This is a genomic window from Plantactinospora sp. WMMC1484, assembly GCF_049315195.1.
GTDB lineage: Bacteria > Actinomycetota > Actinomycetes > Mycobacteriales > Micromonosporaceae > Plantactinospora.
Genome location: NZ_CP186055.1, coordinates 4,648,306 through 4,661,045 on the forward strand (window position 1 = coordinate 4,648,306; position 12,740 = coordinate 4,661,045).

10 protein-coding genes are annotated in these 12,740 nt (G+C 71.4%); 5 read left to right on the top strand and 5 right to left on the bottom strand.

Features of this window, described 5'->3' with window-relative positions; genetic code table 11:
* Position 1 precedes the first annotated feature (1 nt).
* Positions 2-1,396, bottom strand: a complete 1,395-nt coding sequence (locus ACN28C_RS20425; protein ID WP_422769139.1) for a glycoside hydrolase family 5 protein — start codon at positions 1,394-1,396, stop codon at positions 2-4.
* 52 nt (positions 1,397-1,448) lie between these two features.
* Positions 1,449-2,597, bottom strand: coding sequence for a LacI family DNA-binding transcriptional regulator (locus tag ACN28C_RS20430; RefSeq protein WP_422769140.1), 1,149 nt, complete (start codon positions 2,595-2,597; stop codon positions 1,449-1,451).
* Positions 2,598-2,893: 296 nt separating this feature from the next.
* Between ACN28C_RS20430 and ACN28C_RS20435 the strand changes: the two genes are divergently transcribed.
* Genes ACN28C_RS20435 through ACN28C_RS20450 form a run of 4 tightly spaced genes read left to right on the top strand, consistent with a single transcriptional unit; the run spans position 2,894 to position 8,259 of the window.
* A complete protein-coding gene (locus tag ACN28C_RS20435; protein WP_422769141.1) occupies positions 2,894-3,802 on the top strand; it encodes a carbohydrate ABC transporter permease in 909 nt (302 codons plus the stop codon).
* Positions 3,795-4,676: a carbohydrate ABC transporter permease gene (locus ACN28C_RS20440; protein ID WP_422769142.1), complete on the top strand. Its 882-nt coding sequence runs from the start codon at positions 3,795-3,797 to the stop codon at positions 4,674-4,676. The genes ACN28C_RS20435 and ACN28C_RS20440 overlap by 8 nt, the downstream gene beginning before the upstream one ends.
* A 35-nt stretch (positions 4,677-4,711) precedes the next feature.
* The gene (locus ACN28C_RS20445; RefSeq protein WP_422769143.1) at positions 4,712-6,031 is read left to right on the top strand and encodes an ABC transporter substrate-binding protein; all 1,320 of its coding nucleotides are present in this window, start codon (positions 4,712-4,714) and stop codon (positions 6,029-6,031) included.
* Positions 6,028-8,259: a hypothetical protein gene (locus ACN28C_RS20450; protein ID WP_422769144.1), complete on the top strand. Its 2,232-nt coding sequence runs from the start codon at positions 6,028-6,030 to the stop codon at positions 8,257-8,259. Before ACN28C_RS20445 ends, ACN28C_RS20450 begins: the two co-directional genes overlap by 4 nt.
* A 10-nt stretch (positions 8,260-8,269) precedes the next feature.
* On the opposite strand, the gene ACN28C_RS20455 is transcribed toward ACN28C_RS20450, so the two are convergent.
* The 3 genes from ACN28C_RS20455 to ACN28C_RS20465 are packed head-to-tail and all read right to left on the bottom strand — an operon-like array spanning position 8,270 to position 11,302.
* Positions 8,270-9,163, bottom strand: a complete 894-nt coding sequence (locus tag ACN28C_RS20455; RefSeq protein ID WP_422769145.1) for an ABC transporter ATP-binding protein — start codon at positions 9,161-9,163, stop codon at positions 8,270-8,272.
* A 1-nt stretch (position 9,164) separates the two neighbouring features.
* Positions 9,165-10,232 carry a FecCD family ABC transporter permease gene (locus ACN28C_RS20460; RefSeq protein ID WP_422769146.1) on the bottom strand — a complete coding sequence of 356 codons (1,068 nt, stop codon included), beginning with the start codon at positions 10,230-10,232 and terminating at the stop codon, positions 9,165-9,167.
* 5 nt (positions 10,233-10,237) lie between these two features.
* Complete coding sequence (locus ACN28C_RS20465; protein WP_422769147.1) at positions 10,238-11,302, bottom strand: FecCD family ABC transporter permease; 1,065 nt, start codon at positions 11,300-11,302, stop codon at positions 10,238-10,240.
* Between the two features lie 405 nt (positions 11,303-11,707).
* On the opposite strand from ACN28C_RS20465, the gene ACN28C_RS20470 reads away from it, so the two are divergent.
* Positions 11,708-12,733 (top strand): iron-siderophore ABC transporter substrate-binding protein, encoded by a 1,026-nt coding sequence (locus ACN28C_RS20470; RefSeq protein WP_422769148.1) that lies wholly within the window; start codon positions 11,708-11,710, stop codon positions 12,731-12,733.
* The last annotated feature ends 7 nt before the right edge of the window (positions 12,734-12,740 follow it).

The following is a 12,740-nucleotide window of genomic DNA, read 5'->3' on the forward strand; positions in this document are numbered from 1 at the left end:
GTCACCCTCCGGCGGCCAGGTGGGTGCGGAGCGTCTCGGCCAGCGGCTCCCGGCGTACGCAGGACTCGAAGGCGAACGAGGCCGCCAACCGTTCCGCCTCGTCCGGGTCCACCCCCGCGAAGCAGCGGCCGAACTCGCCGACCAGCGGCTCGGCGAGCAGGACGTTGCGGACCAGCAGGTTGATCCAGGCCCGGCGCCCCCACGGGTACGGGTCGAAGTCCGGAAACTCCCGCTCGAAGAGTTCCTCGATCGGGCCGAGGATGTGCCGGACCTCCCGGTCGGATCCGCCCCACGAGTCCGAGCCGAGCCGGGCCTTCTTCGCCACCACCGGGGCGATCCGCTGCCGGTAGGGGCTCTGCTCGTCCGCGTGGACCAGTCCCTGCAACCCGATGTCCTTGTAGGTCCAGAGTGCCCAGCTCGCCCCGTGCTCCCGGTAGATGTCGAGCTGGTCGCGGAGCAGCAGCAGTCGGGAGGCGTCCCGTTCCGGCTCGCCGGTGTAGACCGGGCCGAACTCGCCGATCCAGATCGGCGTGCCGGTGCGGCGCATGAACTCGGTGCGGCGCAGGAAGGTCCGCTCCACGGCCGCCCGGTCGAAGTACTCGCCCCGGGTGGTGCCCGGATAGACGCTGCCGGCGGCGATGCCGGGCAGCGCATAGTCGTGTGCCGTGTAGACCGTGTTCGGGTAGGGCTCGGTGAACATCGAGAAGTCGGTGGAGTAGCGGTTGCCGTCCAGGAAGAGGATGTGCCGGTCGTCGACCTCGCGGACGGCCCGCACCAGCCGGTCGTAGAAGGGGCCGATCACCTCGCCGCTGGCGTCGGCCGGCTCGTTGACCGGGTTGTATCCGGCGACGGCGGGGTTGTCCCGGTAGCGCTGCGCGATTGCCTGCCAGAGGTGCACCACCCGGTCCTGGAAGTGCCGGTGGGTCCAGAAGTGCGCCCAGTGGGTGGGGTTGTCGCTGTGCCAGTTCTGGTTCTGGTAGCCGGGCACCGCGTGCAGGTCGAGGATGGTGTACAGGCCGGCGTCGGCGCAGATCGAGACGATCCGGTCCAGCCATCGGAACCCGTCCGGCTTGAGCGTGAACGGCCGGTCGTCGTCCTCGAAGTGCCGGTAGCCGAACGGGACCCGTACCGAGTTGAGGCCGAGCGAGGCGAGATATCCGGCGTCGGCGGCGGTGAAGAAGTCGGTCAGGAAGCGCGTGAAGAACCGTTCGTACCCCTCCGGGCCGAGCGCCCGGCGCAGGGCCCGGCGCTGTTGCGACTCGGTGCCGGGATAGCCGGTGATGAAGTTTTCCATGTTGAGCCAGCCGCCGAGCCCGACCCCGGCGAGCCGGACGGTCCGCCCGTCGGCATCCGCGAGCCGGTCCCCGTCGACCCTGATCCATTCCGGTCCGGTCATCTCCACCGCCTCTTCCGACGTCTCTTCCGACCCGTCCGGCCGTAGTCGTCGACTAGCCTCGTCCGGCCGGCACCGGGCCGGTGCTCTCCCGGACCAGCAGCCGGGGTTGGAAGTGCACGTTGTGTCCGGCCGGCCCGCCGTTCATCAGGGCCCAGAGCCGTTCCCACGCCTGCCGGCCCAGCTCGTTGCGGGGGATCGAGGCGGTGGTCAGCGGCGGGGTGGTGTAGCGGGCGAACGGGATGTCGTCGAAACCGGCCACGGAGAGGTCCCTCGGCACCCCGATGCCCAGCTCGTGCAGGCCGCTGAGCGCGCCGAACGCCACCATGTCGTTGAAGGCCACCACGGCGGTCGCGCCGGTCCGCAGGATCGACCGGGCCGCCGCGTACCCGTCGTCGAAGGTGGCTCCGCACGGTAGTTCGGTGAGGGCGCAGACCGGCTCGGCGGCGCAGCCCGCGTGCAGCGCGGCCTGGCGTTCCCGGTTGGACGTACTGGCTGCCGGGCCGGCCAGGTAGACCAGGCGGCGGTGGCCGAGGGAGCGCAGGTGCGCCACGATCGCGGCGATGCCGGCCGCGTAGTCGACCGAGAGCGACGGGATGACACTCCCCGGTAGGTCGCGGTTGAGCAGGACGAGCGGGGCGAGCCGGTCGCTGAGGGCGCGCAGCTCGGCCTCGGGCACCCGGGGTGAGGCGAGGACGAGCCCGTCGGAGCGACGCCGCGCCTCGACCGCCAGTATCGCCTCCTCGGCGACGTTCTCGTTGGACTCGGCGACCAGCAGCCGGTGGCCGCAGCCGGCCGCGGCGTGGCTGAGCCCGCGCAGCACGTCCTGGAACATCGGGTTGGACAGGTCCGGCACGATCAGCGACACCGTGCTGGTACGCCCCAACGCCAGGCTGCGGGCCACCAGGCTGGGTTCGTAGTTCAGCGCCTCGGCCGCGGCCCGGACCCGGGCGGCGAGTTCGGCCGCCACGGTCGGGCTACCGTTCATCACCCGGGAGACGGTCGCCCGGGAGACCCCGGCCGCCTCGGCGACCCGGCCGATGGTGGCGGCGGAGCGTTCCCGTCGGCCGCCGCTGCGCCGCCCGGAGCGCGCCTCACGACCCGTCGGTTCGCCGGCCGGTCCGTGGGCGGGCTCGCCCGCCGGTCCGCCGGCCGGTCCGCCTCCCGGCTGCTGCCCGGCGCGCCGATCTCCGATCAGGCTCATCTCGAATCTCCCAGGTGCGGCCCGCCGGGCGGCCCGTCCAGATGAACACCCGCGCGATCGTCCGGTGACGTCCGGTGTCCACGTCGTGGGATCGAGGATACCGCTTACCCGATCTTGGGAGCAACCGGTTTCTCTGCCATCACACAGCATCTGCCTGCGCGGATGCGCACCACTGGCCCGTTGGTGACCGATCCGTTGACAGTTGATGTTGGCTTTGTTAGAAACTGGTTACTCGGCCCGGCCGTGGGGTGCTGCGGACAAAGGTGGGCGGGGGATCTCTCCCGAAGGGTGCTCCGATGAGCGATCGCACGGGCAGGCGTATCCGAGGGCCACGTCGCCGGGAAAACCAGGTGGCGTACGGCTTCCTGGCGCCGTGGATCGTCGGAATGGTCGCCTTCACCATCGGGCCGATCCTGGCCTCGCTCTATCTCTCCTTCACCGACTACACCCTGCTGAGCCCGCCGGAGTGGCTCGGCCTGGAGAACTACCGGCGGATGCTGGAGGACAGCCGACTGCACAGGTCGATGCTCGTCACCTTCCAGTACGTCTTCGTCTCCGTACCCCTGCAACTGGCCCTGGCCCTCGGCCTGGCCATGCTGCTCAACCGGGGCGTACGCGGCCTCGCCATCTACCGCTCGGTCTACTACCTGCCGTCGCTGCTGGCCGGAAGCGTCTCCATCGCGATCCTCTGGCGGCAGATCTTCGGCAGCGAGGGCCTGGTCAACCAGTTGCTCGCCCGGGTCGGCGTCGAGGGCGTGAGCTGGGTGGCCCACCCCGACTACGCGCTCGGCACGCTCATCGTGCTGAACGCCTGGACGTTCGGCGCCCCGATGGTGATCTTCCTGGCCGGGCTGCGGCAGATCCCGAGCATGTACTACGAGGCCGCCTCGGTCGACGGCGCGGGAGCGGTCTCGCAGTTCTTCCGGATCACCATCCCGCTGCTCACCCCGATCATCTTCTTCAACCTGATCCTCCAGATGATCGGCGCCTTCCAGAGCTTCACCCAGGCGTTCGTGGTCAGTGGCGGCACCGGCGGCCCGGCCGACTCGACCCTGCTCTACACGCTCTACCTCTACGAGCGCGGCTTCGGCTCGTTCGAGATGGGCTACGCGTCCGCGCTGGCCTGGACACTGCTGGTCGTCATCGCGGTGCTGACCGGCGTCAACTTCATCTTCGCCAAGCGATGGGTCTTCTACGGTGACTGACCTGACGAGCACCACGGGTTCCGGCGCGTCGCCGGGGGCCCGCGCCGACCCGCCGGTGCGGCGGATCTCCCGACACACCCTGCTGATCGTCTTCGGCGTGGTGATGATCTATCCGCTGCTCTGGATGGTCTCCAGCTCGGTCAAGCCGACCGAGGTCATCTTCCGGGACCCGTCGATCTGGCCACGCGAGTTCGACCTCGGCAACTACGTCGGGGGCTGGACGGCACTGGAGCACCCGTTCCAGCACTACCTCTGGAACTCGGCGGTGATCGCGGTCGCCGCGATCGTCGGCAACCTGCTCTCCTGCTCGCTGGCGGCGTACGCCTTCGCGCGGCTGGAGTTCCGGGGCCGGCGGATCCTCTTCGCGGCGATGCTCGCCACGATGATGCTGCCGATCCACGTCCTGATCGTGCCGCAGTACGTGCTCTTCTCGCAGCTTGGCTGGATCAACACCAGCCTGCCGCTGATCGTGCCGAAGTTCCTCGCCACCGACGCCTTCTTCATCTTCCTGATGGTCCAGTTCATCCGCTCCCTGCCGAGGGAGCTGGACGAGGCGGCCCGGATGGACGGCTGCGGGCACCTGCGGATCTACTGGCGGATCATCATGCCGCTCTCCGTGCCGGCGCTGGCCACCTCGGCACTGTTCACCTTCATCTGGACCTGGAACGACTTCTTCAGCCAGCTCATCTTTCTGACCAACCCCGACCTCTACACCGTCCCGGTGGCGCTGCGCTCCTTCATGGACGGGCAGGGCGAGACCGCCTGGGGCCAGCTCTTCGCGATGTCCATCGTGGGACTTGTGCCGATCTTCGGCTTTTTCCTCGCCGGCCAGCGTTATCTGACGCAGGGGCTGGCTACGACGGGCCTCAAGTGAACCGTTCCAATCCCACCGCCTCGGAAGGAGTTCCGATGAGAGCCACATTCAGGAGCGCCAGAGCCACCAGATCCAGATCCCTCCGTACCCGGTTCGGTGTCGTCGCCCTCTCCGCCACCATGCTGCTCTCCGTCGCCGCCTGCGGCGACTCCGGCGGCGAGGGCGGGCCCGTGGAGTTGCGCTTCTCCTGGTGGGGGAACAACGACCGGGCCCAGGCCACCCAGAAGGTGATCGACGCCTTCCAGGCCCAGAACCCCGACATCAAGGTCAACGGCACGTCGTCGGACTTCAACGCGTACTTCGACAAGCTGGCCACCGAGGTCGCGGCCGGCGACGCCCCCGACGTCATCACGCTCGGCGGCGCCTACCCCCGGGAGTACGGTGACCGGGGCGCGCTGCTCGACCTGGCCCGGGTGCAGGACGAGCTGACGACCGACAAGATCGACGCCGCGGCGCTCGGCAACGGACGCTTCGACGACAAGCAGTACGGCGTACCGACCGGGGTGAACACCTTCGCGGTCGTGGTGAACCCGGCGGTCTTCGACAAGGCGGGCGTGCCGCTGCCCGACGACAGCACCTGGACCTGGGACGACTTCGTCCGGATCGCCGGGGAGATCTCCGCCAAATCGCCCAAGGGCACCTACGGGGTGGCCGACCCGACCAGCGCCGACGTCCTCGACCTCTATTCCCGGCAGCGCGGCGAAGGGCTCTACACCCCGGACGGCAAGGTGGCGATCAGCCGGGAGACCGTCACACAGTGGTGGACGATGACAGTCGGCCTGCGGAACTCCGGCGCCACCCCGGCGGCCTCGGTCACCACCGAGCTGGCGGGCCAGCCGGCACCGGAGCAGACGCTGATGGGCCGGGGGTTGGCCGGGATGCAGTTCGACTGGAGCAACCAGCTCGGGTCGCTGCGCAAGGCCGCCGGGCAGCCGCTGGAGCTGCTGCGGGCACCGGGGGAGAGCGCCCGGCCCGGGATGTGGTTGCAGGCGTCCCAGCTCTACACCATCAACGCCCGCACCGAGCACCCCGAGGAGGCGGCGAAGTTCGTCGACTTCCTGGTGAACAGTCCGGAGGCCGGGAAGTTCATCCTGACCGACCGGGGCATCCCGGCGAACTCGGAGGTGCTCACCGCCGTGCTGCCGGCGCTCAACCCGGACCAGGCCGCGCAGGCGACGTTCATCGAGCGGGTCACCCCGCAGGCAGGGCCGCCGCTGGTGATCGGCCCGACCGGCTCGACCGACACCCGGCTCATCCTGCAGCGGCTCAACGCCGAGGTGCTCTTCGACCGGAAGTCGCCGTCCGCCGCCGCCGACGAGTTCGTCAAGCAGGTCGAGGCGGCGATCGGCAAGTGACCGCCGCCGACCGGGAGGGGGACGCGAGCCTGCGGCCGGCTCTGGCCGGCGACGGCGGCCAGTGGGCCGAGCGCGGCGGGTCGGGGATCGACCGCCGGGCCGGGTCCGGTGGCTCCGGGATCGACCGCCGGGCCCTGGTCGACCGGCACGCGGTCGAGCTGACCGGCATCGTGCCGGAGTCCCCGCTCTCGGTCGGCAACGGCGAGTTCTGTTACACCGTCGACGTCACCGGGTTGCAGACCTTTCCGGGAAGCTACCCGCTGTCCAACCCCGGCGGCACCGGCGCGCCCGGCACGCTGCTCGGCACCCAGGCGCAGTGGGGCTGGCACAGCGTGCCGGGCGGGCGGGCGTACGACCTCGCCGAGACCCGGCGGGCATACCCGACGCCACGCGGTCCGGTCGAGTACGTCGACATGCGCGGCGCGCTTTCCGGCGTCGCCGAGGCGCCGGAGTCGCCGGCCGAGGCGTGGCTGCGGAGCAACCCGCACCGGCTCGACCTGGGCCGGATCGGGCTGGTCTGGTCGACCCGCTCCACCGGCCGGGCCGGCACCCGGGCACCGGAGCCGACCGAGCTGACCGGGCCGCACCAGCGGCTCGACCTCTGGACCGGGACGATCGACAGCCGGTTCCGGCTCGCCGGCACACCCGTGCGGGTCGGCACGGCCTGCCATCCGGAGCGCGACCTGCTCGCCGTACGCGTCGAGTCGGCGCTGCTCGCCGAGGGCCTCGCGGTGCGGATCGCCTTCCCGTACGGGTCACAGGAGTGGAGCAACGCCGCCGACTGGAGCCGGCCGTCGGCACACTCGTCCACGCTCCGCCCCACCCCGGACGGGGCGCTGCTGCGCCGGACCCTCGACGACACGGCGTACTCGGTCGCGGTCGGGTTGCCCGACGGCGCCCGGATTCTGCACATCGGAGCGCACGAGTTCCTGGTCACCGCCGGGTCACCGGTGTTGGAGCTGGTGGTGGCGTTCACCCCCGGTGCCGGCCCGGCGGCGGTCACCGCGCTGCCCTCGTACGCCGAGGTGGTGGCGGCCTCCGGCCGGCACTGGGCCGGGTTCTGGGGAAGTGGCGGCGCCGTGGAGCTGGCCGACAGCCGGGACCAGCGGGCGATCGAGCTGGAACGGCGGGTGGTGCTCTCGCAGTACCTGACCGCCGTGCACTGCGCCGGGTCGCTACCGCCGCAGGAGACCGGCCTGATGGTGAACAGCTGGCGCGGCCGGTTCCACCTGGAGATGCACTGGTGGCACGGGGCGCACTTCCCGCTCTGGGGCCGGCCCCACCTGCTGGAACGCAGCCTCGGCTGGTATGCCGGCATCCTGCCGCAGGCCCGGGAGACCGCCCGCCGGCAGGGCTGTGCCGGTGCCCGCTGGCCCAAGCAGGTCGGCCCGGACGGTCGGGAGAGTCCCAGCCCGATCGGGCCGTTCCTGCTCTGGCAGCAGCCGCACCCGATCTTCCTTGCCGAACTGGTCCATCGCAGCAGCGCCGAGCCGGAGACCGTGCTGCGCCGCTACGCCGACATCGTCTTCGAGTCGGCCGCGTTCATGGCCGACCATCCGGTCCGGAGTGACCGTGGCTACCAGCTCGGGCCGCCGCTGGTGCCGGCACAGGAGTCGTACGCCGAGCTCCGGCACCAGCTCAGCAATCCGACCTTCGAGCTGGCGTACTGGTCGTGGGGGCTGCGGACCGCGCAGCGCTGGCGGGAGCGGCTCGGACTGGCCCCGGAGCCGTCCTGGGAGCGGGTCGCCGCCGGCCTGGTCCGGCCGTACGTCCGGGACGGTGTCTACACCGCCGTCGACGTGCCGCCGTACACGGTGCGGGACGACCATCCGTCGATGCTGTACGCGCTCGGTCTCGTCCCGCCCACCGGGCTGGTCGACCCGGAGATCATGCGGGCCACCCTGCACGGGGTGCTGGCCGACTGGGACTGGGCGTCGACCTGGGGTTGGGACTGTCCGGCGATCGCGATGACCGCGACCCGGCTGGGCGAGCCGCGGACCGCCGTCGACGCGCTGCTGATGCCCGTACCGAAGAACGGCCACCTGCCCAACGGGCACAACCGGCAGACCGCGGCGCTCCCGGTCTACCTGCCCGGCAATGGCGGTCTGCTGGCCGCGGTCGCGCTGATGGCCCGGGGCGCGGACGCGGACGCCGGCCGACCGACGCCGGGCTTCCCCGACGACGGGCAGTGGACGGTACGGCACGAGGGCCTGCATCCGATGCCCTGACCCGTCAGAATCACATGCCAGCGGCGACCGGCACCGGGGGGCGGGCGTGGTGCCGGCTGGTGGGGATGATCATCGGGGTGCCGGTGAGTGGGTCGACGCGCACCTCGCAGCGGACGTCGAAGACCTCCTCGACCAGTTCGGCGGTGATCACCCTCGACGGCTCGCCCTGCGCGACGATCCGGCCGCCCTTCATCGCGATCACGTGGTCGGCGTACCGGCACGCCTGGTTGAGGTCGTGCAGCACCATCACCACGGTCCGGCCGTCGCGCCGGTTGAGGTCCACCACCAGGTCCAGCACGTCGATCTGGTGCGACAGGTCGAGGAAGGTGGTCGGCTCGTCGAGCAGCAGCACCGGGGTCTGCTGGGCGACCGCCATGGCAATCCAGGCCCGCTGCCGCTGCCCGCCGGAGAGCTCGTCCACCGGGCGGTCCGCCAGCTCGGTGACGCCGGTCGCGGCGAGCGCCTCCCGGACCGCCCGCTCGTCCTCCGGCGACCACTGCCGCCACCACGTCTGGTGTGGCGAGCGGCCCCGGCCGACCAGGTCGACAACGGTCAGCCCTTCCGGCGCGACCGGAGCCTGCGGCAGGATGCCGACCTGCCTGGCCACCTGCCGGGTCGGCAGCGATCCGATCGCCCGGCCGTCGAGCTGGACGCTGCCGGCCGCCGGGTTGAGCAGCCGGGCCAGCGCCCGGAGCAGGGTCGACTTCCCACAGGCGTTGGCGCCGACGATCACACTGATCCGGCCGGCCGGCACCACCAGGTCGAGGTCGTCGACGACGATCCGGTCGCCGTAGGCCAGTCGCAGCCGTTCGGCCCGCAGCTCGGGTTGGCCGGCCGGTCCGGGCGGCGGTGCGTCCGGCACGGTGCCGAGCACGGTGTCGGGCAGGGTCAGCTTCGCGGTCATGTCAGCCTCCGGAACCGGCGCGGTTGGTGCGGACGAGCAGCCAGAGCAGGAACGCGGCGCCGAGCGCCCCGGTGACCACCCCGACCGGCAGGTCGACGTCCGGGATGAGGAATCGGGCCACCAGATCGCTGGCCGAGACCATCAACGCCCCGGTCAGCGCGGACGCCAGCAGCGGTGGCGCGGAGAGCCCCACCAGCCGCTGGGCGATCTGTGGTGCCGCCAGGGCCACGAAGAGGATCGGACCGGTGGCGGCGGTGGCGAACGCGACCATCGCGACGCCGACGACGACCAGGAGGAGCCGGGCCAGTTGCACCGGGGTGCCCAGGCCCCGCGCCACCTCGTCACCGAGGTGCAGGGTCCGGGTCCAGTGCCCGAGCAGCATCCCGGCCGGCAGCAGCACCAGCACCGCGGCGCCGAGTGGGCCGACCGTCTCCCAGCCGCGACCGCTGAGGTTGCCGACCAGCCAGCCGAGCGCCGCCTGCGCCTCGGCGAGCTGGGCCCGGGTCAGCAGGTAGTCGGTGGCGCTGGCGCACATCCAGGAGACGGCGATGCCGACCAGCACGATCCGGTAGCCCGTAGCGCCACGCCGCCAGGCCAGCAGGTAGATGACGGCGGCGGTGGCCAACCCGCCGACCAGGCCCAGCGTCGGCAGGCTCAGGCCGGCACCGTTGAGGAGGACGATGCCGGTGACCACGGCCGTGGTGGCCCCGGCGTTGATGCCGATCATGTCGGGGCTGGCCAGCGGGTTGCGCGTGATGGTCTGGAAGACCGCCCCGGAGACCGCGAACGCGGCACCGGCGAGGACGGCGGTGAGCGCCCGGGGCAGCCGCAGCTCCCGCACGATGAAGACCTGACCGGGGTCGCCGGAGCCCCAGAGCGCGGGCACCACCCGCAGCGGGCTGACCGGGTAGTCCCCGGTGGCGATGCCGACGCAGAAGACCACGAAGACCAGGGCCACCAGCCCGAGGCAGCAGACCAGCATCCGTCCCCGGAGCACGCCGGAGACCGGTGGCCGGTTGACCCGGAACGCGGTACGCCCGCCGTTGCGGTGCAGTTCGAGCAGGGACATCCGGATCAGAGCTCCGCCAGCCGGCGGCGCCGGACCAGCATGATGAAGAACGGACCGCCGATGAAGGCGGCGATGATCCCCACACCCACCTCGCTCGGCCGGGCGATCACCCGGCCGACGATGTCGGCGAGCAGCAGCAGGCTCGGCGCGAGCAGCATGGTGAAGGGCAGCAGCCAGCGGTGGTTCGGGCCGGTGATCAGCCGGGCCACGTGCGGCACCACCAGGCCGACGAAGACGATCGACCCGGCGACCGAGACCGCCGCCCCGGCGAGCAGGGTCACCGCCAGGGTGCCCTGCAGGCGTACCAACCCGACCCGGCGGCCGAGCGCGCTCGCCACGTCGTCGCCGAGGGCGAGGCTGTTCAGGGCCGGCGCGGTGGCCAGCGCCAGCACGGCACCGGCGGCGAGGAACGGCAGCAGTTGGCGGATGGTGCCGAAGTCGGCACTGCTGAGGGAGCCGGCCGCCCAGAACCGGTAGCGGTTCAGCGCCACCGGGTCGCGCAGCACCAGCGCGCTGGTCAACGAGTTGAGCAGGAAGGTCATCGCCACGCCGGCCAGCGCCACCTTGACCGGGGTGGAGCCGCCCCGGCCGAGCCCGCCGAGCAGGTAGACGACGACGCTGGCGAGCAGGGCACCGGCGAAGGCGAACCAGATGTAGCCGTAGAGGCCGGCGACGCCGAGCCAGGCGATCGCGACGACGATGCCGAAGGCGGCTCCGGCGGTCACCCCGAGCAGCCCGGGGTCGGCGAGCGGGTTGCGGGTCAGCCCCTGCATCAGCGCGCCGGCCAGCCCCAGCGCCATCCCGACCAGCAGGCCGAGGACGGTACGGGGCAGTCGTACGCCCCAGACGATCGCCTCGATCTGCGGGTCGGCGGCGCGGGCGCCGGAACGGTCGAGAAGGGTCTGCACCACCTGGTCGAGCGGGATCTGCCGGCTGCCGACCGCGATGGAGAGCAGGGAGAGGACGATCAGGACGGTCGTGGCGACCAGGAAGAGCCCGATCGGGCGGGGCCGGCGACCGGGCGCCCGGTCGGGCGCGGGCCGGCTCAGTGTTGCCTGGTCCGTTGTCACGCGGTCCTCATGTTCCTTCCGCCGGCTCGTTTTCCTTCCGCCGGCTCGTTCTCTGCCGCGGTTCTCTGGTGGGGCTCGGTTCTCTGGTGGGGTTCTGTCGCGGGTTCTCGCAGGTGAACCGGCAGCGCCCCTAGTGCCTTAGGGTAGGTATACCTTAGTTCACGGCCTCGATGGTTGGGGAGTCCGGCCATCTCCCGGAGTCGGTTCGGGTGGAACAGTTGAGGTTAGGTAAGGATTACCTTACTATCACCACCAGCGGAACCGGACGTCGGTGCCGTAGCCCGGCGTGCAGTCATCGTCGTCCGATGTCGCGCGACGCATGCCGACCGTTGCGGCCCCGCCGAGACCGATTCCCGCCCGGCCGCCATCCGCGCGACGGGACGCCGATGACCCGAAGAGGAGCCGATGTCCAGCACACCTGCCCGCACCACCCGCTTCCGGCCGGTCGCCAGACTGGCCGCGGCCCTGGTGGTCCTCGCCCTCGGAGTGGCCGGCTGTGGCGGCGACGACGGCGCCGACCCGGCACCGTCGGCGAGTGCCGGCGGCGGCACCTTCCCGGTCCAGGTCGAGCACAAGTACGGCAGTACGGAGATCACCAAGGCTCCGTCCCGGGTGGTGACGCTCGGCCTCAGCGACCAGGACCCGGTGCTCGCCCTCGGCGTCGTGCCGGTCGGCGCCATCGACTGGTTCCTGGAGCGGCCCTACGGCAAGTGGCCGTGGGCGCAGCCGCTCTGGGGCAGCACCCCGCCGGAGATCGTCGGTGAGCGGGACGACTACAACCTCGAGAAGATCGCGGCGTTGCGGCCGGATCTGATCATCGGTCTCTACTCCGGGATGACGCAGGAGCAGTACCAGAAGCTCTCCCAGCTCGCCCCGACCGTCGCCCAGCCGAAGGGCTTCGACGACTACGCCGCGCCCTGGCAGGAGATGACCCTGCAGGCCGGCCGCGCCCTCGGCAAGCTCGACCAGGCCGAGAAGCTCATCTCCGACGTGGACGCCCGGTTCGCCAAGGCCCGGCAGGAGCACCCCGGTTTCGCCGGCAAGAGCGTCGCGGTGGTCGACCCCTACGAGGCCGGCAAGTACGCGGTCTTCGCGCCGAGCGACCCGAAGGTGGTCTTCATGACCCAGCTCGGCTTCACCGTGCCGGACGCGATCGTGCAGGCGGCCGGCAAGGAGTACGCGGCCGAGATCGGTTCCGAACGGCTCGACCTGGTCGACGTCGACAAGCTGCTCTTCCTGACCTCGGACGCCAGCGCCGAGCCCCGGGTGAAGGCGGACAAGGTCTACACCACCCTTGAGGTGGCCAAGCAGAACCGGGCGGTCTTCCTGCCGTACGAGGACCCGCCGCTCGGTGCCGCCCTCTCCTTCAGCACCGTGCTCAGCGTCCCGTACGCGCTGGACCAGATCCTGCCGCTGCTCGGCGACGCCTGACCGGCGA

Excerpts from the sequence above, each read along its gene's own strand:
- ACN28C_RS20430 (WP_422769140.1), bottom strand. The coding sequence starts at position 2,597 with ATGAGCCTGATCGGAGATCGGCGCGCCGGGCAGCAGCCGGGAGGCGGA.
- ACN28C_RS20460 (WP_422769146.1), bottom strand. The coding sequence starts at position 10,232 with ATGTCCCTGCTCGAACTGCACCGCAACGGCGGGCGTACCGCGTTCCGG.
- ACN28C_RS20455 (WP_422769145.1), bottom strand. The coding sequence starts at position 9,163 with ATGACCGCGAAGCTGACCCTGCCCGACACCGTGCTCGGCACCGTGCCG.
- ACN28C_RS20425 (WP_422769139.1), bottom strand. The coding sequence starts at position 1,396 with ATGACCGGACCGGAATGGATCAGGGTCGACGGGGACCGGCTCGCGGAT.
- ACN28C_RS20470 (WP_422769148.1), top strand. The coding sequence starts at position 11,708 with ATGTCCAGCACACCTGCCCGCACCACCCGCTTCCGGCCGGTCGCCAGA.
- ACN28C_RS20435 (WP_422769141.1), top strand. The coding sequence starts at position 2,894 with ATGAGCGATCGCACGGGCAGGCGTATCCGAGGGCCACGTCGCCGGGAA.
- ACN28C_RS20445 (WP_422769143.1), top strand. The coding sequence starts at position 4,712 with ATGAGAGCCACATTCAGGAGCGCCAGAGCCACCAGATCCAGATCCCTC.